This is a genomic window from Steroidobacteraceae bacterium (genome assembly GCA_041395505.1).
GTDB lineage: Bacteria > Pseudomonadota > Gammaproteobacteria > Steroidobacterales > Steroidobacteraceae > JAWLAG01.
This window is the reverse complement of record JAWLAG010000001.1, coordinates 473,050-492,643: the sequence shown is the minus strand read 5'-3', so window position 1 is coordinate 492,643 and position 19,594 is coordinate 473,050. Positions and strand designations below refer to the sequence as shown.

Annotated in this window: 24 protein-coding genes and 1 tRNA gene; 14 read left to right on the top strand and 11 right to left on the bottom strand. The window is 64.8% G+C overall.

The features are described from left to right. Positions 1-17 precede the first annotated feature (17 nt). A tRNA-Gly gene (locus R3E77_02270) sits at positions 18-91 on the bottom strand. Between the two features lie 89 nt (positions 92-180). Here R3E77_02270 and trmB point away from each other — a divergent pair. Further along, a complete protein-coding gene (trmB, locus tag R3E77_02265; protein MEZ5498235.1) occupies positions 181-939 on the top strand; it encodes a tRNA (guanosine(46)-N7)-methyltransferase TrmB in 759 nt (252 codons plus the stop codon). Here the strand turns inward: trmB and R3E77_02260 are convergent. Continuing rightward, positions 865-1,494 carry a MarC family protein gene (locus R3E77_02260; GenBank protein ID MEZ5498234.1) on the bottom strand — a complete coding sequence of 210 codons (630 nt, stop codon included), beginning with the start codon at positions 1,492-1,494 and terminating at the stop codon, positions 865-867. The two genes, trmB and R3E77_02260, sit on opposite strands and share 75 nt — an antisense overlap. Before the next feature lie 90 nt (positions 1,495-1,584). Here R3E77_02260 and R3E77_02255 point away from each other — a divergent pair, with 90 nt between their 5' ends. Beyond that, a complete protein-coding gene (locus R3E77_02255; GenBank protein MEZ5498233.1) occupies positions 1,585-1,905 on the top strand; it encodes a DUF6763 family protein in 321 nt (106 codons plus the stop codon). Between the two features lie 49 nt (positions 1,906-1,954). Here the strand turns inward: R3E77_02255 and R3E77_02250 are convergent, their stop codons facing one another. Genes R3E77_02250 through R3E77_02240 form a run of 3 tightly spaced genes read right to left on the bottom strand, consistent with a single transcriptional unit; the run spans position 1,955 to position 4,418 of the window. Beyond that, positions 1,955-2,320 carry a Rieske 2Fe-2S domain-containing protein gene (locus tag R3E77_02250; GenBank protein ID MEZ5498232.1) on the bottom strand — a complete coding sequence of 122 codons (366 nt, stop codon included), beginning with the start codon at positions 2,318-2,320 and terminating at the stop codon, positions 1,955-1,957. Continuing rightward, positions 2,317-3,642, bottom strand: coding sequence for an MFS transporter (locus tag R3E77_02245; GenBank protein ID MEZ5498231.1), 1,326 nt, complete (start codon positions 3,640-3,642; stop codon positions 2,317-2,319). Before R3E77_02245 ends, R3E77_02250 begins: the two co-directional genes overlap by 4 nt. Positions 3,643-3,647: 5 nt before the next feature. Next, positions 3,648-4,418, bottom strand: coding sequence for an exodeoxyribonuclease III (locus R3E77_02240; GenBank protein MEZ5498230.1), 771 nt, complete (start codon positions 4,416-4,418; stop codon positions 3,648-3,650). A gap of 24 nt (positions 4,419-4,442) precedes the next feature. Between R3E77_02240 and pyrE the strand changes: the two genes are divergently transcribed. Beyond that, positions 4,443-5,105 carry an orotate phosphoribosyltransferase gene (pyrE, locus tag R3E77_02235; GenBank protein ID MEZ5498229.1) on the top strand — a complete coding sequence of 221 codons (663 nt, stop codon included), beginning with the start codon at positions 4,443-4,445 and terminating at the stop codon, positions 5,103-5,105. 37 nt (positions 5,106-5,142) lie between these two features. Then, positions 5,143-5,793, top strand: a complete 651-nt coding sequence (locus R3E77_02230; GenBank protein ID MEZ5498228.1) for a DUF4124 domain-containing protein — start codon at positions 5,143-5,145, stop codon at positions 5,791-5,793. 7 nt (positions 5,794-5,800) lie between these two features. On the opposite strand, the gene dut is transcribed toward R3E77_02230, so the two are convergent. Both dut and coaBC read right to left on the bottom strand, forming a co-directional pair. Then, positions 5,801-6,271, bottom strand: coding sequence for a dUTP diphosphatase (gene dut, locus R3E77_02225; protein MEZ5498227.1), 471 nt, complete (start codon positions 6,269-6,271; stop codon positions 5,801-5,803). Between the two features lie 6 nt (positions 6,272-6,277). After that, positions 6,278-7,492 (bottom strand): bifunctional phosphopantothenoylcysteine decarboxylase/phosphopantothenate--cysteine ligase CoaBC, encoded by a 1,215-nt coding sequence (gene coaBC, locus R3E77_02220; GenBank protein MEZ5498226.1) that lies wholly within the window; start codon positions 7,490-7,492, stop codon positions 6,278-6,280. A 12-nt stretch (positions 7,493-7,504) separates the two neighbouring features. On the opposite strand from coaBC, the gene radC reads away from it, so the two are divergent. The 5 genes from radC to R3E77_02195 all read left to right on the top strand — a co-directional run bounded on the left by radC (position 7,505) and on the right by R3E77_02195 (position 10,473). Continuing rightward, positions 7,505-8,308 (top strand): DNA repair protein RadC, encoded by an 804-nt coding sequence (gene radC, locus R3E77_02215; protein MEZ5498225.1) that lies wholly within the window; start codon positions 7,505-7,507, stop codon positions 8,306-8,308. 117 nt (positions 8,309-8,425) lie between these two features. Then, a complete protein-coding gene (gene rpmB, locus R3E77_02210; protein MEZ5498224.1) occupies positions 8,426-8,662 on the top strand; it encodes a 50S ribosomal protein L28 in 237 nt (78 codons plus the stop codon). A 22-nt stretch (positions 8,663-8,684) separates the two neighbouring features. After that, the gene (gene rpmG, locus R3E77_02205; GenBank protein MEZ5498223.1) at positions 8,685-8,840 is read left to right on the top strand and encodes a 50S ribosomal protein L33; all 156 of its coding nucleotides are present in this window, start codon (positions 8,685-8,687) and stop codon (positions 8,838-8,840) included. A gap of 83 nt (positions 8,841-8,923) precedes the next feature. Then, the gene (gene mutM / locus R3E77_02200) at positions 8,924-9,739 is read left to right on the top strand and encodes a bifunctional DNA-formamidopyrimidine glycosylase/DNA-(apurinic or apyrimidinic site) lyase (GenBank protein MEZ5498222.1); all 816 of its coding nucleotides are present in this window, start codon (positions 8,924-8,926) and stop codon (positions 9,737-9,739) included. Next, positions 9,727-10,473, top strand: coding sequence for a hypothetical protein (locus R3E77_02195; protein ID MEZ5498221.1), 747 nt, complete (start codon positions 9,727-9,729; stop codon positions 10,471-10,473). The genes mutM and R3E77_02195 overlap by 13 nt, the downstream gene beginning before the upstream one ends. On the opposite strand, the gene R3E77_02190 is transcribed toward R3E77_02195, so the two are convergent. Genes R3E77_02190 through rsmD form a run of 4 tightly spaced genes read right to left on the bottom strand, consistent with a single transcriptional unit; the run spans position 10,439 to position 13,688 of the window. Then, positions 10,439-10,810, bottom strand: coding sequence for a TIGR03067 domain-containing protein (locus R3E77_02190; protein MEZ5498220.1), 372 nt, complete (start codon positions 10,808-10,810; stop codon positions 10,439-10,441). The genes R3E77_02195 and R3E77_02190 overlap by 35 nt on opposite strands. After that, a complete protein-coding gene (gene ggt / locus R3E77_02185) occupies positions 10,807-12,519 on the bottom strand; it encodes a gamma-glutamyltransferase (GenBank protein MEZ5498219.1) in 1,713 nt (570 codons plus the stop codon). Before ggt ends, R3E77_02190 begins: the two co-directional genes overlap by 4 nt. After that, on the bottom strand, positions 12,516-13,013 hold the full coding sequence (gene coaD, locus R3E77_02180) for a pantetheine-phosphate adenylyltransferase (protein ID MEZ5498218.1): 498 nt from the start codon (positions 13,011-13,013) through the stop codon (positions 12,516-12,518). The genes ggt and coaD overlap by 4 nt, the downstream gene beginning before the upstream one ends. Before the next feature lie 9 nt (positions 13,014-13,022). Next, positions 13,023-13,688 carry a 16S rRNA (guanine(966)-N(2))-methyltransferase RsmD gene (gene rsmD, locus R3E77_02175; protein ID MEZ5498217.1) on the bottom strand — a complete coding sequence of 222 codons (666 nt, stop codon included), beginning with the start codon at positions 13,686-13,688 and terminating at the stop codon, positions 13,023-13,025. A 73-nt stretch (positions 13,689-13,761) separates the two neighbouring features. On the opposite strand from rsmD, the gene R3E77_02170 reads away from it, so the two are divergent. The 5 genes from R3E77_02170 (at position 13,762) to rpoH (ending at position 19,551) form a co-directional block, all read left to right on the top strand. Then, the gene (locus R3E77_02170; GenBank protein ID MEZ5498216.1) at positions 13,762-15,891 is read left to right on the top strand and encodes a hypothetical protein; all 2,130 of its coding nucleotides are present in this window, start codon (positions 13,762-13,764) and stop codon (positions 15,889-15,891) included. A gap of 68 nt (positions 15,892-15,959) precedes the next feature. Further along, on the top strand, positions 15,960-16,904 hold the full coding sequence (gene ftsY, locus R3E77_02165) for a signal recognition particle-docking protein FtsY (protein ID MEZ5498215.1): 945 nt from the start codon (positions 15,960-15,962) through the stop codon (positions 16,902-16,904). Between the two features lie 50 nt (positions 16,905-16,954). Next, entirely contained in the window at positions 16,955-17,647 is a 693-nt protein-coding gene (gene ftsE / locus R3E77_02160) for a cell division ATP-binding protein FtsE (protein ID MEZ5498214.1), read from the top strand. Beyond that, positions 17,644-18,567, top strand: a complete 924-nt coding sequence (gene ftsX, locus R3E77_02155) for a permease-like cell division protein FtsX (GenBank protein MEZ5498213.1) — start codon at positions 17,644-17,646, stop codon at positions 18,565-18,567. Before ftsE ends, ftsX begins: the two co-directional genes overlap by 4 nt. Before the next feature lie 111 nt (positions 18,568-18,678). After that, entirely contained in the window at positions 18,679-19,551 is an 873-nt protein-coding gene (gene rpoH, locus R3E77_02150) for an RNA polymerase sigma factor RpoH (protein ID MEZ5498212.1), read from the top strand. Positions 19,552-19,594 lie beyond the last annotated feature (43 nt).

Here is a 19,594-nt window from a genome sequence, read left to right as displayed (position 1 = left end):
GCGGGCGACGGATTTCTTGGAGCGGGCGATGGGAATCGAACCCACGTTAGTAGCTTGGGAAGCTACAGTTCTACCATTGAACTACGCCCGCGAGAGCGATGAATTTTATGCGCGATGCCGGGTGCGGGCAAATCGCCGCCAACCTGGCCGCTCGGCCGGCCGCCCGGCGATAATCGGGCGATGACAGAGCGCGCACCACCGCCGAACCCTCGCAAAGTGCGCAGCTACGTATTGCGCGCAGGTCGCATTACAGCGGCGCAGGAAAACGCACTCGATCGGCTCTGGCCGCGCTTTGGCATCGAATTCGACGGCGGGCGGCTCGATTTCGACCAGCTGTTCGGTCGCACCGCGCCGGTCACGGTCGAAATCGGCTTCGGCAATGGTGAACAGCTGTCGGCGCTCGCGCAAGCCAGGCCGCAATGCAATTTCCTTGGCATCGAAGTGCACCGCCCGGGAGTCGGCCGCCTGTTGCGCGAGGCCGAAGGTCTCGCGCTCGCTAACCTGCGGGTCATTTGCCACGACGCCGCCGAGGTTTTCGCCCGCGGCATTGAAGCCGGTTCGTTGGATGAAGTCCTGGTCCTGTTCCCGGACCCCTGGCACAAGAAGCGCCACCACAAGCGCCGATTGATCCAGCCGCAGTTCGTCGCATTGATCGCGCGTAGCCTGCGAACGGGCGGCGCGCTGCGCCTGGCGACCGACTGGCAGGACTATGCCGAGCAGATGCAGAGCATATGCAACGACGCTGCAGCGCTTTGCAGTCTCGCGCCAGATGGGGGATTCGTCGCAAGACCCGCGTGGCGCATTCGCACGCGCTTCGAGCAACGTGGCCGGCGACTCGGCCACGGCGTGTGGGACCTCGGCTACCTAAAATCCGAAGGTACCGCGCAATCCGTCGATGACAAATTGCACGGACAGTGCCCCGAGCACGACTCCGAGTAATCGATTTGCAACATTCGCGCCGGTCACGCCGATGAAACGCATCAACGGCGTCGCCACCCACATGATCAGCAACGCGATGAGCAGCACGAGGAAGACGCAGAGCATGAGGCCGGAAAACAACAGCGGCTTCTCGAAGATCGGCACACGACCGAACCAGAGCAGGATGCTGGCGAGCGCGCCGGGACCTGCAATCAACGGAAAAGCCAAGGGAAACACTGATATATCGGTGCGCTGACGCGCTTCGGCACGCTCCGGTTCCGAAGTACGCGTGCCTGATTCGCGTGCGAAGACCATCTCCAGCGCGACGAGGAAAAGCAACAGCCCGCCGAAGATACGGAATGCGTCGATGCTGATGCCCATGAGACGCAGAAACGGCGCGCCTGCGACCGCGAAGAGCATCAGGATGCCGCCCGAGATCAGCACCGCCTTCACTGCCATGCGGTGTTTATAGCGATTATCCGCGCCTTCGGTGAGTCCGACGAATATCGGCACCAGCGACACAGGCTCGACGATTACGAAGAAGACGACAAAGAATTTGAGCAGTTGTTCCGTCATGGTGCTTTGCGCAAAAAACACTTATTGAAAGATGGCCGCTGGAGGCGCACCATCAATTGACGAGCAGAGCTTACCAGCGACAGGAGGATCATGATGAATGGACCTCAACCCGTGGTCGGTGAATGGTACCGCTACAAAGGTGGTGATCTGTTCGAAGTCGTCGCTTGCGACGAAGAAGATGGCACGATCGAAATCCAGTACTTCGACGGCACCGTCGAGGAACTCGACATGGAAGACTGGGAATCACAGTGGGCCGAGGGCAGCCTCGAGGACGCCGAAGCGCCGGAGGACTGGACCGGCTCCGTCGATATCGACAGCGAAGACGATGCGCGTGGCACCTCGGTCGACAGCGAGAACGATCGCGTGTGGGCAAGTCCGCTCGATAGCCTGGACATCTTCGAGAGTCGTTGACGATTTCGGGCCGACTGCCTGCCTCACAGGGCAGGACGGCGGCCTGTTGTCATCCCGCGGGGTCGTCCTCCCCGGCGAGCAGCACCACACCTGAGGCGACTTCGATCGCAATGGGGCGCAGGTGCCGACCCTGACAGGGCCCGGCGACGCAAAGTCCCGTCGATTTCTCGAACAACGCGCCGTGAGAGTGGCACATGATCAGCATGCCGTCAGGCGAGAGAAAATCATTCGGCCGCAGATTCAACGGATGGCCTGCATGTGGGCAGACATTGCGGAAGGCGACGATCCGTCCGGGTAGTTTCACGACCAGGCCCTGCAGCGGCCAGTCGCCCGCGCCCACCGTGAACCCCCGGCACTCACCTTCCTTGAGGTCGGCTGCCGCACAGATCGCGCGCTCGAGATCGAGCTCGCTCATGAATCAGCTTTGCCGCCGGCGCTGCCGAGCGCGTCGTCGACAAGGCCGCGACGCATCATGTACGCGAAGATCGCAATGCCGGGCAACGCCACCACGGTTGTCAGCAGGTAGAAATTGACGTAACCGACCGACTCGATCAGGCCACCGGCCGTCGTGCCGGTCAGGAGCCTGCCGAACACGCTCGCCGCCGCGGAAATCATCGCGTACTGGGTCGCGGTGAATCGCAGGTCGCATAGCGCGGAGAAATAGGCCACCACCACCACGCCGCCGTAGCCGCTCGCGATGTTCTCGAAACCGATGGCCGCGGCCATGCCGACATTGCTGTGACCGGCGGCAGCGAGTCCGGCAAAACTCAGGTTCGATATTGCCATCAGCACGAGCGCTACCAGCACGGACCGCTTCAGCCCGAGGCGGGTGTAGAGAATGCCGCCGATGAATATGCCGATCAGATAGGCCCAGAAGCCAAAGCTGACATCGTACAGGGCGATCTCGTCGTTGCTGAATCCGAGGTCGTTGAACAGCAACCGGAACGTAAGGTTGGCGAGCGTGTCGCCGATCTTGTGCACCAGCACGAACGCGAGCACCAGCCAGGCGCCATGGCGGCGAAAGAATTCGACGAACGGGCCGGCGACGGAGCGCCAGATGTCGGCGAGCGTACGTCGCGCATTGCTGACGACGTGGCGCGACGGTTCACCGACGACCAGCGCCGTCAGCATGGCCGGCAGGGCAAAGGCCGCGCAGGCAATGTAGGCAACCGTCCACCCCTTGCGCGCGGCGATGACGAGCGCAAGTGCGCCTGCAGCTGCCGATCCGACGCGCCAGCCGTACTGCGACATGCCAGAGCCCACGCCGAGCTGGTAGGGCTTCAGCGTCTCGATGCGATAGGCATCGATCACGATGTCGTAGGTCGCACCGGCAACGCCGACCAGTACGGCAGCCACCACGGTTGCACGTATGCTCGCTGCCGGATCGACTGCACCGAGATTGACCACGGCGGCCATGACCAGAACGCCGGTGAGCAGCATCCACGACACACGCTGCCCGAGTCGGCCAAGCAGTGGCAGGCGCACTGCGTCGACGATCCAGGCCCAGAAGACCTTCAGGTTGTAGACGAGAAACGCCAGTGTGAATGCCGTGACGGTTTTCTTGTCGATGCCGTCCTGCGCGAGCCGGGTGGTCAGCGTCGCGCCGATCATGGCGTAGGGAAATCCGGATGAGACCGTCACCAGGAACGCGGCCAGCGATTCTTTTTCGAGATATGGAGCGACAGAGGCCAGCAGGCCGCGGCGCGAATCACGATCGTTCCCTGGCAGCGGGTCCACGGCGTTCAATCGAGTTCGTAGTCGATGATGAGCGGCGCGTGATCGGAAAAGCGGCTGCGCTTGTAGATGCTGGCGCGTCGCACGCGCTCGCGCAGCGCGGGGCTCACCATCTGGTAATCGATTCGCCAGCCGACGTTCTTGGACCAGGCCTCGCCGCGATTCGACCACCAGGTGTATTGCTCGGGTCGTTGATCGACTATGCGGAATGCGTCGACGAAGCCATAGTCATCGATGAGCTCATCGAGCCAGGCTCGCTCCTCGGGCAGGAAGCCGGAATTCTTCTGATTCGAGCGCCAGTTCCTGAGATCGATCGGCTTGTGGGCGATGTTCCAGTCGCCGCAGAGGATGTACTGGCGATCGCTGTCGCGCATTCGCACGAGCTCGGGCCGGAATGCATCGAGAAAGCGGAACTTGGACGCCTGGCGGTGCTCGCCCGACGATCCCGAGGGTAGATAGAGTGAAATGACCGACAGGGTTCCGAACTGCGCCTCGAGAAAACGGCCTTCGCGGTCGAACTCGGCGGTGCCGAAGCCGCGTATGACCCGGTCCGCGGGCCGGCGGGTATAGAGAGCGACCCCGGAGTAGCCCTTCTTCTCGGCATCGTAATAGTGAAAGTCATAGCCTTTGAGCGCGAAGGGAGCGGGATCGAGGGCGGCGAGCTGCGCCTTGGTCTCCTGCAGGCAGATCACGTCGGCTTTCTGGCGCAGAAGCCACCGGTACAGGCCTTTGCCCGCGGCAGCCCGAATGCCGTTGACGTTTAGAGTAAGGACGCGCACCGCGATATGATACGCGCCGCAGCCATGCCTCGCGATCATACTCAACGATTCGTCGAACTTGCCATGCAGCGCGATGCACTGCGCTTCGGCAGCTTTACGCTCAAGTCCGGCCGACAGAGTCCTTACTTCTTCAACGCCGGCATGTTCGATGACGGCGCGGCACTTGCCGAACTCGGCGAGTGTTATGCCGCGGCGCTGCTCGAAAGCGGTGTCGAATTCGACATGCTGTTTGGTCCCGCCTACAAGGGCATTCCGCTGGTGACCGCCACGGCCATGGCGCTTGCGCGCAATCATTCGCGCGCGGTCCCTTTCGCCTTCGATCGCAAGGAGGCGAAGGATCATGGCGAAGGCGGCCGCATTGTCGGCCGCGCGCTCGCTGGCCGGGTCGTGATCGTCGACGACGTCATCACCGCGGGCACCGCCATACGACAGTCACTGGCACTGATCCGATCCGCCCGGGCTCAACCGGTTGCGGTGCTGCTCGCGCTCGATCGCCAGGAGCGCGGCCAGGGCGAACGCTCGGCCGTCGAGGAACTGGCGAGCGCCGAGCAGCTGCAGTGCATCAGCATCCTCAACCTGGCCGGGCTGATCGCGACCCTGGCTGGCGCCGGAAGTGACCGAGTTCGCATTTCTGATACGGAACTGGCCGCACTGCGAGACTATCGCAAGCGCTACGGCACAGGATGAGTTCCACTTGCTGACCCTGGTGGCGCACAATCGCACTATGTCACGGTCGTCCGCACAATTCGGTCTTGTCCTGTCGATGCTGCTCACCGTCATGGCGGTCCATGCGGCAAATGGCGGTGACGGCAAGGGCACGCGAACCTATCGCTGGATCGACGACAACGGTGTCGTGCAGTACGGCGACAAGATTCCACCTGAGTACGCCACGCGCGAGCGCGCCGTGCTCAATAGCCAGGGTGTCGTCATCCAGAAGCTCGAGGCACAGAAGACACCCGAGCAGATCGCCGCCGAAGTTGAAGCCGCGCGCCTGCGCGCGGAGCGCGAGCAACGCGACCAGTTCCTGCTGACGACCTATACCTCGGTGCGCGACATCGAAGCGCTGCGCGACGAGCGCCTGGTGCAGCTGCGCGGCCAGGTGACGGCGGCGCAGGCCTATATCGCCACCCTCGACGAAAGGCTCGGCGCGCTCAGCGTGCGGGCGCAGGGGTTCCGACCCTATGCCGCCGACCCGCGCGCGCGTCCGATGCCCGAGGGTCTGGTCGAGGATATCGTTCGCACCATGAATGAAACACGCTCGCAGCGCAAAGCGCTCGACGGCAAACGCGCCGAAGAGACCGATCTGCTGGCGCGCTTCGACGCCGACATCCGGCGTTACAGGGAACTGAAGCTGGCCGCTGCCCAGCGGCAATGATTCGGGTTCAGCCGCGCCCCGTGTGACCGAAACCGCCGGCACCCCGCGCGGTCGCCGCGAAATCATCGACGATGTCGAACTCGACCTGCACGATGGGCACGATGACCATTTGCGCGATGCGCTCCCCCGGTGTGATGGTGAATGCGGCGCGGGAGCGGTTCCAAACCGACACCATGAGCTGTCCCTGGTAATCCGAATCGATCAGACCAACCAGGTTGCCGAGGACGATGCCGTGTTTCGCACCCAATCCCGAGCGCGGCAGGATGACGGCGGCGAGACCGGGATCATCCAGATGGATGGCGAGCCCGGTGGGTACGAGCGTGGACTCGCCGGGCGCGAGCACCAGGTCGGCATCGATGCAGGCTCGCAGATCGAGCCCGGCTGAACCGTCGGTTGCGTAGGCAGGCAGCGGCAGCTCGCGACCGAGTCGCGGATCCAGAATGCGCAGCTTGAGCGCGCGACGCCCTGCGATCGCCATGTCGGGTCAGGCCTGGGCTCGCGCCTTGAGCGCGCGCCACTCCTCGAATCGCTCAGCGATCAGAGCAATGAGCTCGCGCGCGACATTCGACTTCGCCGCGGGACCGATCTGCGCGCGGCCGCCGCGCCATAGCACCAGCAGGGCGTTCTCATCCTGCTCGAACACTTTTTTCTCGCCCACCTCATTGGCGGCGATCATGTCGAGGTTCTTCTTGACCAGCTTCTGCATCGCGTGCTGCTCGAGCGACTGTGTCTCGGCGGCAAACCCGACCACGAACGGCCGGGCGGCACGCGAGGCGACCTGGGTGAGCACGTCGACGGTGCGCTCCAGTTCGAGATCGAGCTCGCTGCCTGTTTTCTTGATCTTCTGCCGTGCGACCTGCCGTGGGCGGTAATCGGCCACCGCAGCCGTGGCGATGAACATCTCTGCCGAGGGCACTTCGCGTTCAACGGCCGCGTGCATCTCGGCCGCCGATTCAACGTCGATGCGGGTGACACCTTGCGGCGTCGCCAACGCCACCGGTCCGCTGACCAAGGTGACTTTCGCGCCGGCCGCGCGCGCTGCCTCAGCGACTGCAAATCCCATCTTGCCCGAGCTGCGGTTGCTGACGAAGCGCACGGGATCGATCGCCTCGCGGGTCGGACCCGCCGTGATCAGAACGTGCACGCCGCGCAATGGGCCGTTCGCATCGAACATGGCCAGCGCCTGCGCGGCGAGCAAATCGGGATCGCGCATGCGGCCGGGCCCGGTTTCTCCACAAGCCTGGGCACCGTCATCCGGCCCCAGCAGTGTCACACCGCGGGATGTCAGGGTCGCGACATTCTGCTGGGTCGCGCTGTGGCGCCACATCTGGTGATTCATGGCGGGGGCCAGCACGAGCGGCGCCTGGGTTGCCAGGCACAGCGTGGTCAGCAGGTCGTCGGCGCGACCGCCGGCGAGGCGCGCGATGGCGTCGGCCGTGGCGGGGGCGATCAGCACCAGATTCGCCCAGCGCGCGAGTTCGATATGGCCCATCGCCGCTTCCGCGGCGCTATCCCACAGATCGTCGCGTACCGGCCGCCCGGATACGGCCTGCAGGCTCGCGGCGCCCACGAAATGCCGAGCACCCCGGGTCATCACGACCTGAACCTCGGCTCCGGCCTCGACCAGCCGGCGCACGAGCTGTGGGCTTTTGTAGGCGGCGATGCCGCCGGTTACTCCGAGCAGGATTTTCGGTTTCATTGCGCTTCCCGCATGCCGCGTCGGCATGCCAGGGCAAGATTATCAGCCCGAAGCAGCGACGGCGGCAATCCAGCCTGTTTTTTGCGATCTGCGCACGTTTGGATGGTGGCCGGCGGGCCGGGCAGCGGCAAGACTCCTGCGGTGACAACCCTCGAGACTACCCCAGTTGGCACATCCGCCAACCGGCACAGCCCCAGCATGGCATCAACCGACGACGTCGAATTGCTCGCGACATTGCTCGGCGGCGCTGGCCCTTCGGCCCATGCATCGCGTCAGGCCCGAGCACTGCTTCGCCACCACCAGAGCCTGCGCGGGCTTGTGCACTACCTGACACAGCATGCGCCATACGCTGGCGGATCGCCGTCCCGCAAACAGCAGCGTCTGCTGCTCGCCGCACTCGAATTCGCACGACGCTGTTTCGAGCAATCGCTGCAGCGCGAGAACGCCATGACCGGACCGCAGGCAACGCGGCAATTCCTCTGTGCCCGGCTCGCCGACCGACCCTATGAGACATTCTGCTGCCTGTACCTCGACAACCGTCACCGCGTCATCGCGTTTGCCGAACTCTTCCGCGGCACCATCGACGGTGCGGCGGTGCATCCGCGCGAGGTGATCCGCGAGGTCCTTGCGCATAATGCGGCGGCGGTGATTCTCGCGCACAACCATCCGTCGGGCGTCGCCGAGGCGAGCCGCGCCGATGAGCTCATCACCCGCCGCCTGAGCGACGCCCTGGCATTGATCGACGTCAGGGTGCTCGATCACATCATCGTGGGCGATGGCGCCACCCTGTCGTTTGCCGAGCGGGGCCTCCTTTAGAAGCCCTGCCCTGACGCTGACCCCGCCCTGGACCGGGTGCGGTCGCCCGCCCCCGCCGACTTGCCCTGGGCACCAGCTGCTGGTATAAAAGCGGCCCATTTTTCAGGGCCTATCCCCATGTCACGGGTCTGCGATGTCACCGGCACTGGTCCGGCAGTTGGCAACCGCGTTTCGCACGCCAACAACAAGCGGCGGCGGCGTTTCCTGCCGAACCTGCACAAGCAGCGTTTCTGGCTCGACGACGAGAAGCGCTGGGTCACCCTGCGCGTGACTTCGCGCGGCATGCGCACCATAGAGAAGAACGGCATCGATGTGGTTGTCGCCGGACTGCGCAAGCGCGGCATGAAGATCTGAGCCGGCCCGGGAGTCACACCTCATGCGCGAGAAAATCAAGCTGCTGTCTTCGGCCAATACCGGGCACTTCTACGTCGTCACCAAGAACAAGCGCCTGCACCCGGAGAAAATGGAAATCCGCAAGTACGATCCGGTCGTGCGCAAGCACGTCGCGTACAAGGAAACCAAGATCAAGTAGGCCGGGCGAGAGCCCAGCGGCCTCGAAAGACCCGCCACCGGCGGGTTTTTTTGTGCCCGGCGACGCAGGCTATGATGGCCGCCATGCCCGAGCTGCCAGAAGTCGAAACCACGCGCCGCGGCATCGAACCGTATTTGCGGGGTCGACGCGTGCTGCGACTTGATCTCTACGAGTCACGACTGCGCTGGCGGGTCGCGGACGATTTGCCGGAGCGCGTGCGCGGCAGCCGGGTCAAGGATGTCGCAAGGCGCGCCAAATACCTGCTGCTTCATCTCGAAGCCGGCACCTTGCTCGTGCATCTCGGCATGTCGGGGAGCCTGCGGGTGTTGCGCGCGGGCGCCGAAAGGAGCAAGCACGACCACTTCGACCTGGTGCTCGATTCCGGGGACTGCATCCGGTTCAACGACCCGCGCCGCTTCGGCAGCCTGCATCTGACCGACGCCGCGCCCGATCTGCATCCGCTGTTGCGCAATCTCGCGCCCGAGCCGCTCAGCGAACAGTTTACGGCGGATTATCTTTGGCGCGTGACACGCGGACGACGCGTCGCCATCAAGCAGCTTCTGATGATGAGCCATCTCGTGGTTGGTGTCGGCAACATCTATGCCAACGAGGCGCTCTTCCGGGCCGGCATACGCCCGCGCCGCGCAGCGCGCTCTTTGCGCCGCGCCGAAGTGACGAAGCTCGTGCGCGCAGTCCGTCAGGTGCTCGGTCTCGCATTGCGTGCCGGCGGCACGACACTTCGCGACTACGTCCGCGTCGACGGCGAACCAGGCTATTTCCGCCAGCGCCTTTATGTCTATGAGCGCGCAGGCCAGCCGTGCCGCAATTGCGCCACGCCGATCAAGCACCTCGTCCAGCAACAACGCTCGAGCTATTACTGCCCGTCATGCCAGCACTGACCTCCGCGAGTGCCCCGCTGTCGGCGCTTGCTGCCAGCGATCCTGTGATGGCGCAGCTGATCGACGCCGTCGGGCCCTGGGAGCTTCGCGCCGATCGCAGTCGCGGCCTGTTTGGATACCTGGTGCACGCCATCGCACACCAGCAGTTGACCGGCCTCGTGGCCAAGCGGATTCTCGAGCGGCTCGACGAACGTTGCGATGCGCAGGCGACACCTGAGCGGATACTCGCGTTGCGCGATGGAGAACTGCGCAAGGTGGGTTTCTCGCGCGCCAAGACCCTGGCGCTCAAGGACCTCGCGGCCCACAGCCTTGCCGGCACACTGCCGGATGACGACGCCATCGATGACGAAAGCGACGATGGCATCATCGTCTCGCTCAGCCGCGTGCGCGGCATCGGCCCATGGACGGCGCAGATGCTCCTGATCTTTCATCTCGGGCGCCCCGATGTGTTGCCGGTGCTCGACTACGGCGTCTGCGCGGGTTTTCGACTCGCCTATGGTTTGCGCCGGCTGCCGCGACCCAAGGCGCTTGCGCAGTACGGCAGGCGTTGGCAGCCCTATCGCTCCTATGCGGCGTGGTACCTGTGGCGTGCGGTCGAACTTGCGCGCGAGAACCGGCTGCCGGCTCCGGCCCTGCGGGTGCGCGTGCAGCAGCAACCGGCAAAGCGCCCGCGCAAAGTGCCTGGCAGGAAATCTTCCGTCAGTGCACGCCGCGCAGCACGCGCGCGTAAGTGATCTGCAACAGCAGGAGTTCCTCGCGGGGCTCGAAGCTTGTCGGACGTTCGCCGCCGTCGAGGTCATAGCAGATCGTGAGCAAATCCTGCTCGCAGGCGAAAATGCCTCGCAGGCGCCGGCCCGCGTGCGGCCCCTTGTCGATGCGCAAGTCGATCGGCCGCAGTTTCGCGTCATCGCCAAGGTCGTAACAACCTTCGTCGAGGAGACTGCGGCTGCCATCGAGGATCTGGTAGCGGCCATCGTGCATCGACAGCTCTGCGACGCGCAGTTCGTGTACCGGTAGCACCTGGCCGTCGACGTAAGCGGCAATCGGCCGCCACTCACCGTCCGGGATCAATAGACGTGTCCGGCACCATCGCCGCGTGGATCGGCGGCCGCCTGGACTTCTCCGTTCGCAAAATTCTGGGTAATGACCTGCAGATTGCCCCAGCGCCGCGAGGACGGCTCGAGCTTGTGGCCGCGGTCGGTGAGCGCGGCGATTTCCGCATCGGACAGCGCGCCCTGTTCGTAGAGCACGCGGTCTGGCAGATACTGATGGTGGATGCGCGGCGCGGCTACGATTTGCTCGGCGCTTCGGCCATCGAGGAAATCGAGCGTTGCATTCAAGACCATGCCGGGAATGAAGCTGCCGCCAGGCGAGCCGAGGATCATGAGCCCCTGCCTGGATTCGACGAATGCCGGGGTCGAGGAGGAGAGCATGCGCTTGCCCGGTGCGATGGCATTGGCGTCACCGCCGACCAGATCGAAGCCGTTCGGTACGCCGGGCTTGATGGAAAAATCGTCCATCTCATTATTGAGGAGAATCCCCGTACCGGGAACCACCAGTCCGGAGCCGAACCAGAAATTCAACGTAATCGTAACCGCCGCGCGATTGCCCTCTTTGTCGAGTATCGAGAAATGCGTGGTCTGCGTGCCCGCTTCGCCGGCCTCCGCCACACCCGGCAATGCGCTGGAGGGCAGCGCGCGGTCGAGGCGGATGGAACTGCGCTGACCGGCGGCGTAGTAGGGATGGATCAACTGGGCGACTGGCACGTCGACGAAGTCCGGGTCGCCGAGGTATACCGCGCGGTCACGATGCGCGCGCCGCTCGGCTTCGAGAATCAGATGTTTGCGCGATGCGCCATCGAGCGCGCCCAGGTCGTAGCCCGAGAGTATGTTGAGCGCGTCGATCAGCACGATGCCGCCCGAGGACGGGAGCGAAGCCGCAACGACGCGAGCGCCGCGATAGTTGCCAACCACGGGCTCGCGTTCGACGACCTGATAGCCGGCGAGATCTTCCGCCGACCAGATGCCGCCCATGCGCCGTACCTTGGTGATCAGTTCGCGGCTCAGTGCACCGCGATAGAAATCATCCATGCCGCGCGCTGCGAGCCGCTCGAGCGTGGCCGCGAGCTGCGGCTGGCGCACGATGAAGCCGTTGGCGGGCACGGCACCGCGGTCGAGGAAGTTGCGGCTCAACTCGCGCGAGCGCAGCAACACATCGCGTTTGATGGCAATGCCGCCGCGCAGCCGCGGGTACATGGCGAAGCCTTGCCTGGCGAGCCGGATCGCCGGCGCAAGGGTGGCTGCAAGCGGCAAACGCCCGTAGTGCTTCGCAAGATGCGCAAGTGCCGCGGGTTCGCCCGGAATACCTGCGGCGAGCGCGGAATTCTTGGAAAGACCGGGTACCGGCACGCCATCGGCATCGAGGAACATGTCACGCGTCGCAGCGGCCGGCGCCTTTTCACGCGCGTCGATCATCACGTCGAAATCGTCGCTCGCACGGTGCAGCAGCAGGAACCCGCCGCCGCCAAGACCCGAACCCGAGGGTTCGACCACCGCCAACGCGGCGGCGACGGCGATCGCCGCATCGAATGCGTTGCCGCCGCGATTGAGGATTTCCTCGCCTGCCGCGGTCGCCTCCGGGTGTGCGCTCGCGATCGCCGCCTGCCGGGGCGGCGGCGACGCGATCGCGGGCAGCGGCCGCGCGCCGAGCACCATGGCAGCGACGAGCAGCGCGACGGCGCCGGCGGCCAGACCCGGCCTGCGGGTGGCGAGACGATTCATCGCTTCCTGCCCAACTCTGCCGCCTTGTCGGCAAGCGCTGTCGCCACCAGCGGGTGGACGAATTCCGCGACCTGGCCGCCGAGGAGTGCAATCTCGCGCACCAGCGTCGAGGAGATGAAGGTGAACTGCTCCTGCGGCGTCATGAATACGGTTTCGACGTCGCGCGACAGGTGGCGGCTCATGTTGGCGAGCTGGAACTCGAATTCGAAATCCGACACCGCGCGCAGGCCACGCACGATGAACCTGACCCCGCGCGAACGCGCGAAATCGACGGTCAATCCTTCATAGCCGCAGACTTCGACGTTCTGCACGTCGGCCAGCACCCGGCGCGCGAGATCCACGCGCTGCTCGAGCGAGAACAACGGCGTCTTGTTCGGGTTGGCGGCGATCGCGACGACCACGTGATCGAACATGCCTGCGGCCCTGCGCACCAGGTCATGGTGACCATTGGTGATCGGGTCGAAGGTCCCCGGGTAGACGGCGGCTCGTTTCATCATTGTTCTCTAGCTCTCCCGCAACAGCAGATGATAACCGACATCGCCGGCGCGTCCGCTGCGATGCACACGCCAGAGTGGTGGCAGGACCGGAAGTGCATTGCGCGCCGCCAGTTCCAGATAGATCGCCGCGGCAGGCGCCAGGCAGTTCGCGCTCGCAACGAGGTCCAGCAGGGCGGCGTAGTCGGGCGTATCGAATGGCGGATCCAGAAAGACGATATCGAACGGACCGCCGGGCGCGGCCAGATAGGACTCGGCGCTCATCTGCCAGACTTCAGCCGAAAGTGCGAGCCGCTCGATCTCGCCGCGCAAAGCCGCCGCGCAGGCGGGGCTTCGATCGACGAAAACCACTTGGCGGGCGCCGCGCGACAGCGCCTCGATGCCGAGTGCGCCGCTGCCGGCGAACAAGTCAAGACATAGCGCACCGCGGACCATGGGGGTGAGCCAGTTGAACAGTGTCTCCCGGACCCGGTCGGGCGTCGGCCGCAGGCCGGGTTCCGGTGCGAGCCCGATGCGGCGGCCACGCAACAAACCGCCGATCACGCGCACGGCACCGCGCCCGGCCGGCGCACTCCCGGACCCTTTTCGACCCTGTCCCAGGCGGGTTTTGCGCCGCTTCGTTGCCAATCGGTCTGTTGCTTGCCACTCGTCCTCGCCGAAGCGTACCCTAGCCACCTATTACTACAAGCGCGGCCGCCAGTTTTGGCTGACATTTGCCGCCGATACCGCAATTCGCGAGGAGTTAGGGATGAAAAATCTGTTCGGCGCCACGCTGGCTTTGTCCGCTGCGCTTATCGTCGGTGGCTGCGGGGGTTCCGGTGGGGACATCGGGCCTACCAATACGCTGTCCGGAAACAACAATCCGGGTGGCGGCACGACACCGAACACCGCATTCCGCGCGCTTTTCCAGCCGCTGTCCGGACTGCTGCCCTATCCAAACGACATCTACTTCTCCGGGTCGACGGATGGCACCCTCAACATTCCCGCCAATCCATTCGCGCCGAATGCCGCGGCACTCAATGTGCTCGACGGTTATTCCACCAACGCAGTCATTCGCGCGAACTTCGATGGCAGCATCGATCCGGCGTCCTTGACGCCCGCCGCCGTGGTCGTCGTGCATGTCGAGGTCGATGACGATCCGAGCGGCGGTGCGAGCCCGTCGATCCCGCCGACACCACTGATTCCGGGGGTGGACTACAGCGTCAGCGTCGTCACGGATGCCGCCGCCGGCGGCAGCGGAATCGAGATTCGCCCGTTGAAACCCCTGGCACCAAGCGGCGGCATCGGTCGCTCCGATATCCGCAGCGTTTACATCGTGCTGCTGACGGCAGCGATTCAAAATACCGCCGGCACGGCCGCCACCGCCGACACCGACTACGCGACCATACGCCAGGCGGCACTTGCCACCCCGGCCTGCAATCTGCCGAGCCCGACCTTCGTCGCCATCTGCCAGCTCGTCGCCGGGCATTTGCAGATTGCCAGCGCTGCGCAGATTCCTCCAACCAATGTCGTGGTGAGCTTCAGCTTCACCGTCCAGTCGACCACCGATGCGCTCAGCGTGCTCGCGCTCACCGCGACCCCGCAGACCATCGATGCACGCCCGACCGGGCTCAACACCAATAACGTCAATCCACTGCTCGCGGGCAAGGCGAACATCTTCGCCGGCGTCATGCAGATGCCCTATTACCTCAATCGCGCCGCGCCGCTCTCGGGTCGTTGGCAGGGCAATCCGTCAGTCATCGATCCGACGAGTCGCGAGATCACGCGCTTCAATCCGCAACCCGTCGCAACGGAGACCTTGCCGATACCCGTGCTCGTCACCGTACCGAATGGCAATTCGGCATCGGGTGGCGTCAAACCGCCGAATGGCTACCCTGTCGTCATCTTCCAGCACGGCATCACCCGCAACCGCACCGATGCGCTTGCGATCGCCGACGCATTCGCAGACGCGGGCTTTGTCGTGGTCGCCATCGACCAACCCCTGCATGGCATCACGGACCCGACCAACCCGCTGTACGCCGTGCCGGCGAACCCGCTCTATGCAGGTAACACGCTGCCGACCGGCGCCAACTCCTTCGAGCGCACTTTCGATCTCGATCTCATCAACAATGCAACCGGCGCGCCGGGCGCGGATGGCACACGCGACAGCTCAGGCACGCATTACATCAACCTGACGAGCCTCGCGACCAGCCGTGACAACCTGCGCGAATCGAGCGCCGATCTCATCACCGTGGCGCGCTCGCTCCCGCTGCTCAATCTCGACGCCACGGCCGGCGGCGATATCGATCCCAACCGCATCCACTTCGTTGGCCACTCGCTCGGTGCGATCGTCGGCACGGCCGCCGCCGCCGTCACGCCCGAGATTCGCACCGCATCGCTCGCCATGCCGGGTGGCGGTGTCGCCGAGCTGTTGCGCGATTCGGTGACATTCGGCCCAGCCATCAACGCGGGCCTCGCCAACCTCGGACTCGTGCCCGGCACCACGCTCTATGCCCAGTTCTTCAGGGACACGCAGACCGTGGTCGATGCCGGTGATCCGCTCAACTACATCGCGCGGGCGGCGAGCGGCAAACCTGTCCACCTGATGCAGGTCGTCGGCAACGGCACGACCTCGCTGCCAGACCAGGTGGTCCCGAACAGTGCGACGCAACGCCTGATCGCCGCCGGTGGCCTGACCAAGCTCGCGACACCGGGCGCGAATCCGAGCGCCGGCGGTCACCGTGCCTATGTGAATTTCACGGCCGGCGATCATGGCTCGATACTCGATCCCACCGCGAGTCTCGCTACCACCATCGAAATGCAGACCGAAACAGTGGTGTTTGCGGCATCGAACGGCCAATCGCTGCCCATTTCCAATCCCGCCGTCATCGAACCCTGACGGTAGGCGGCACGGTACGGTGCTGGCGGACCTGAAGACGGTCCGCCAGCGCGACCGCAGCTTTCCGAATGAGCGCAAGCAGCCAACGCCAGGGCTTTCTGTCGCGCCTGCGCGGTCGAATCAACCGGCCGGGATCCTGGCTCTCCTACGACCTTGGCAATCTGTTTCGCGGCCGCGCCATCGATGCGGACCTCCTCGATGAGCTCGAGACCCGTCTATTGCTTGCAGATGTTGGCGTCAACGTGACACAGGAGATTCTCGACGAGCTGCGCCAGCGCGTTAAGCGCAAGGAGTTGGCCGACGTCGACGCGCTGCTCGTCGCGCTTCGCGCCCTTATCACCAGCATGCTTGCCCCTTGCGCGAAGCCGCTTGGCATTGATGCCGCACAAAAGCCCTTCGTGATACTGGTCGTTGGCGTGAACGGCTCGGGCAAGACGACCACTATCGGCAAGCTTGCGCAGCGATTCGGCGACGCTCGCAAGGTCATGCTGGTGGCTGGCGATACATTCCGCGCGGCGGCAATCGAGCAGCTCGAGATCTGGGCCAATCGCAGCGGCGCGCAATTCGTCGCGCAGGGCGCGGGCGCCGATCCCGCGGCCGTGGTATTCGATGCGCATGCGGCCGCGCGGGCTCGCGGCGTCGACCTCATGATCGCCGATACGGCAGGACGATTGCAGAACCAGTCCCACCTGATGGCGGAACTCAAGAAGATCAAGCGGGTCATCGAGCGAGCGCAACCGGGCGCGCCGCATGAGGTACTGCTCGTGCTCGACGCCAACCAGGGACAGAACGCACTCAGCCAGGCGCGCGAGTTTCACGCCGCGGTCGGCGTCACCGGGCTCGTGCTCACGAAACTCGATGGCAGCGCCAAGGGCGGCATCGTGCTCGCAATCGCCCGCGAACTCGGGATTCCCATCCGTTTCATCGGCATCGGCGAGCAGGCGGATGATTTTGGCGAGTTCGATGCCGCGACTTTCGCTGCAGCATTGGTCGATGGCCCGGAAGCGAGCTGAAATGGCGACGCGTTGCGCGGGCCCGGTCAGTTGCGCAAACTAGAACCTCATTGATTCACTTCGACAACGTCACCAAGCGCTATCCGAACGGACGCGAAGGGCTGTCCGAAGCGGCGCTGCGCATCGAAGCCGGTGAACTGGTGTTTCTCACGGGCCGCTCGGGCGCCGGCAAGAGCACGGTCCTCAAGCTGATCACGTTGCTCGAGCGACCGACGCGCGGCACCGTGATCGTCAACCGGCAGAACACCGGCAGCCTGCCGGCTCGCGCCATTCCTGCATTTCGCCGCCAGATCGGCATCGTCTTCCAGGACCACCGCCTGCTCGCCGATCGGCCGGTCTACGACAACGTCGCGCTGCCGCTCATCGTCGCCGACACGCCGCTGCGCGAAATCGACCGCCGGGTGCGCGCGGCGCTCGATCAGGTTGGCCTGCTCGGCGCCGAAAAGCTCCTGCCGACCGAGCTTTCAGTTGGCGAACAGCAGCGTGTCGGCATCGCGCGCGCCGTGGTGCGCAAGCCGCCGATCCTGGTTGCGGACGAACCTACCGGCAACCTCGACCCGGACCTGTCACTCGAGGTGATGAATCTCTTCCGCCGCTTCCAGGAGGTTGGCGTAACGGTGGTGATCGCGACGCACGATCATGCGCTGGTCGACTCCTTCGGCTGCCGCGAGGTCGTGCTGGACGGCGGACGGATACTGGGCGGCGGCGACGATACGCTGCCGCATATGGTGGCCGAGCGATGAGCGTCGCGAGCTATTTTGCGCGCCACACACAGGCGGGACTCGGTTCGCTCGGCCGCATTCTGACGCGACCGATCGCCTCGTTCATGACTATCCTGGTACTGGCGCTCGCGCTGTCATTGCCACTCGGCCTTGCGGTACTCATCGATAACGCCGAGCAGGCGGCTGGCGAGCTCGACAGCTCGATACACGTGACGCTGTATTTCAAAGCCGACGTCGATGCCGGAAAGGCGCGCGCGCTCGCCGGGAATCTGCGCAAACGCAGTGGCGTCGCCAAGGTCGAGTTGATCACCGCGGAGCGCGGGCTCGAGGAACTCGGCGAATTCTCCGGATTCGGCTCGGCGCTCGAGGCACTTGGCGAGAATCCATTGCCGCAGGTGCTGACCATCACACCGGCGGACGCCGCCAGTACGCCCGCGGACATCGAAGCGCTGCGCAGCTATCTCGTCGCCTGGCCCGAGGTAGACGTCGTTCAGGTCGATACCGACTGGGTCAAGCGACTGCATGCCGCGCTCGAGCTGGTGCATAGGGCGCTCCTGGTCGCCGCATTGATGCTGGGGCTCGCCGTGCTCGCCGTGATGGCCAATACCATCCGGCTGGAAATCGGCAGCCGCCGTGCCGAAATCGAAGTGACCAAACTGGTGGGCGGATCGAACGCCTTCGTACGGCGGCCGTTCCTGTACACCGGGGCATTGTTCGGTGCTTTTGGCGGGCTGCTTGCCATCGTGGTGGTCATGCTGGCCTGCGCCCTGCTGCGCGGTCCCACGCTGGAACTTGCCCTGCTGTATGGCAGCCGCTTCGAGCTGACGGGCCCCGGGCTTCGACAAAGTGGCATCGTCCTGGGCGCGGCGGCCCTGCTCGGCTGGCTGGGCGCCTATGTGGCGGCGGCCCGCTATCTGCGCGAGATCGAGCCGCGCGCCTAACCTGTTGTTTTTGGATAATATCTCCCTCGCCAGGAACTTGACCGGGGTCTTAGCACTCTAAGCCAACGAGTGCTAAAATTACCTGGTTGTTTATGGAGGGATAGCAAGCCGATGACCGCCAATGCGCTGATCGCCCGTCACCATGATCTGGCCGTCGCCGGACCGGTAGGCAGTTTCGATGCCTATGTCGAGCGCGTATCGCAGATTCCGGTCCTGTCGCGCGAAGAAGAGGCCGAACTCGCGAAGCGTCTGCATGAGGACGGCGATGTCGATGCGGCACGCCAGCTGATCCTCGCGCACCTGCGTTTCGTCGTGCATATCGCGCGCGGATATCTGGGATATGGACTGCCCGCCAGCGATCTGGTCCAGGAAGGCAACATCGGCCTGATGAAGGCCGTCAAGCGCTTCGACCCGTCGGTCGGCGTCCGGCTGGTGTCCTTTGCCGTGCACTGGATCCGCGCCGAAATTCACGAATATGTCCTGCGCAACTGGCGCCTGGTCAGGGTCGCGACCACCAAGGCGCAGCGCAAGCTGTTCTTCAACCTGCGACGACTCAAGAAGAATCTCGCCTGGTTGAGCGCCGAGGAGACCCGCGCGATCGCAAGCGACCTGGGCGTATCGGCAAGCGAAGTCACCGAGATGGAGCGACGGCTGTCGGCGCGCGACCTGTCCTTTGATCCCGTCGAGACCGATGACGGCGATGAGGACAGCAGCTACGGCCCAGCTGCCTACCTGCCGGCACCGGATGCCGATCCCGCACTGGCGGTCGAAGCCCTGGACTACGAATCGCATAGCGCCGAACGCGTGCGACAGGCGCTTGCAAGCCTCGATCCGCGCAGCCGCGACATCATCGAAAGACGCTGGAGCGGCGAAGCCAACGCGACGCTCACCGAGCTCGCCGAGGAGTACCACGTCTCGGCCGAGCGCATCCGCCAGATCGAGGCCGCGGCGATCAAGCGGCTGCGGCTGCTCGCAGCCGACTGACGCCTCCCCGCAGACGGACGCCGTCGCGCGTCTAGCAGCCGCT

What these genes read in the sequence shown, in the direction of transcription:
- trmB (MEZ5498235.1), top strand. Translation starts at nt 181, where the DNA reads ATGACAGAGCGCGCACCACCGCCGAACCCTCGCAAAGTGCGCAGCTAC.
- R3E77_02260 (MEZ5498234.1), bottom strand. Translation starts at nt 1,494, where the DNA reads ATGACGGAACAACTGCTCAAATTCTTTGTCGTCTTCTTCGTAATCGTC.
- R3E77_02255 (MEZ5498233.1), top strand. Translation starts at nt 1,585, where the DNA reads ATGATGAATGGACCTCAACCCGTGGTCGGTGAATGGTACCGCTACAAA.
- R3E77_02250 (MEZ5498232.1), bottom strand. Translation starts at nt 2,320, where the DNA reads ATGAGCGAGCTCGATCTCGAGCGCGCGATCTGTGCGGCAGCCGACCTC.
- pyrE (MEZ5498229.1), top strand. Translation starts at nt 4,443, where the DNA reads ATGCCTCGCGATCATACTCAACGATTCGTCGAACTTGCCATGCAGCGC.
- R3E77_02230 (MEZ5498228.1), top strand. Translation starts at nt 5,143, where the DNA reads ATGTCACGGTCGTCCGCACAATTCGGTCTTGTCCTGTCGATGCTGCTC.
- dut (MEZ5498227.1), bottom strand. Translation starts at nt 6,271, where the DNA reads ATGGCGATCGCAGGGCGTCGCGCGCTCAAGCTGCGCATTCTGGATCCG.
- coaBC (MEZ5498226.1), bottom strand. Translation starts at nt 7,492, where the DNA reads ATGAAACCGAAAATCCTGCTCGGAGTAACCGGCGGCATCGCCGCCTAC.
- radC (MEZ5498225.1), top strand. Translation starts at nt 7,505, where the DNA reads ATGCCGCGTCGGCATGCCAGGGCAAGATTATCAGCCCGAAGCAGCGAC.
- rpmB (MEZ5498224.1), top strand. Translation starts at nt 8,426, where the DNA reads ATGTCACGGGTCTGCGATGTCACCGGCACTGGTCCGGCAGTTGGCAAC.
- rpmG (MEZ5498223.1), top strand. Translation starts at nt 8,685, where the DNA reads ATGCGCGAGAAAATCAAGCTGCTGTCTTCGGCCAATACCGGGCACTTC.
- mutM (MEZ5498222.1), top strand. Translation starts at nt 8,924, where the DNA reads ATGCCCGAGCTGCCAGAAGTCGAAACCACGCGCCGCGGCATCGAACCG.
- R3E77_02195 (MEZ5498221.1), top strand. Translation starts at nt 9,727, where the DNA reads ATGCCAGCACTGACCTCCGCGAGTGCCCCGCTGTCGGCGCTTGCTGCC.
- ggt (MEZ5498219.1), bottom strand. Translation starts at nt 12,519, where the DNA reads ATGAATCGTCTCGCCACCCGCAGGCCGGGTCTGGCCGCCGGCGCCGTC.
- coaD (MEZ5498218.1), bottom strand. Translation starts at nt 13,013, where the DNA reads ATGAAACGAGCCGCCGTCTACCCGGGGACCTTCGACCCGATCACCAAT.
- R3E77_02170 (MEZ5498216.1), top strand. Translation starts at nt 13,762, where the DNA reads ATGAAAAATCTGTTCGGCGCCACGCTGGCTTTGTCCGCTGCGCTTATC.
- ftsY (MEZ5498215.1), top strand. Translation starts at nt 15,960, where the DNA reads ATGAGCGCAAGCAGCCAACGCCAGGGCTTTCTGTCGCGCCTGCGCGGT.
- ftsX (MEZ5498213.1), top strand. Translation starts at nt 17,644, where the DNA reads ATGAGCGTCGCGAGCTATTTTGCGCGCCACACACAGGCGGGACTCGGT.
- rpoH (MEZ5498212.1), top strand. Translation starts at nt 18,679, where the DNA reads ATGACCGCCAATGCGCTGATCGCCCGTCACCATGATCTGGCCGTCGCC.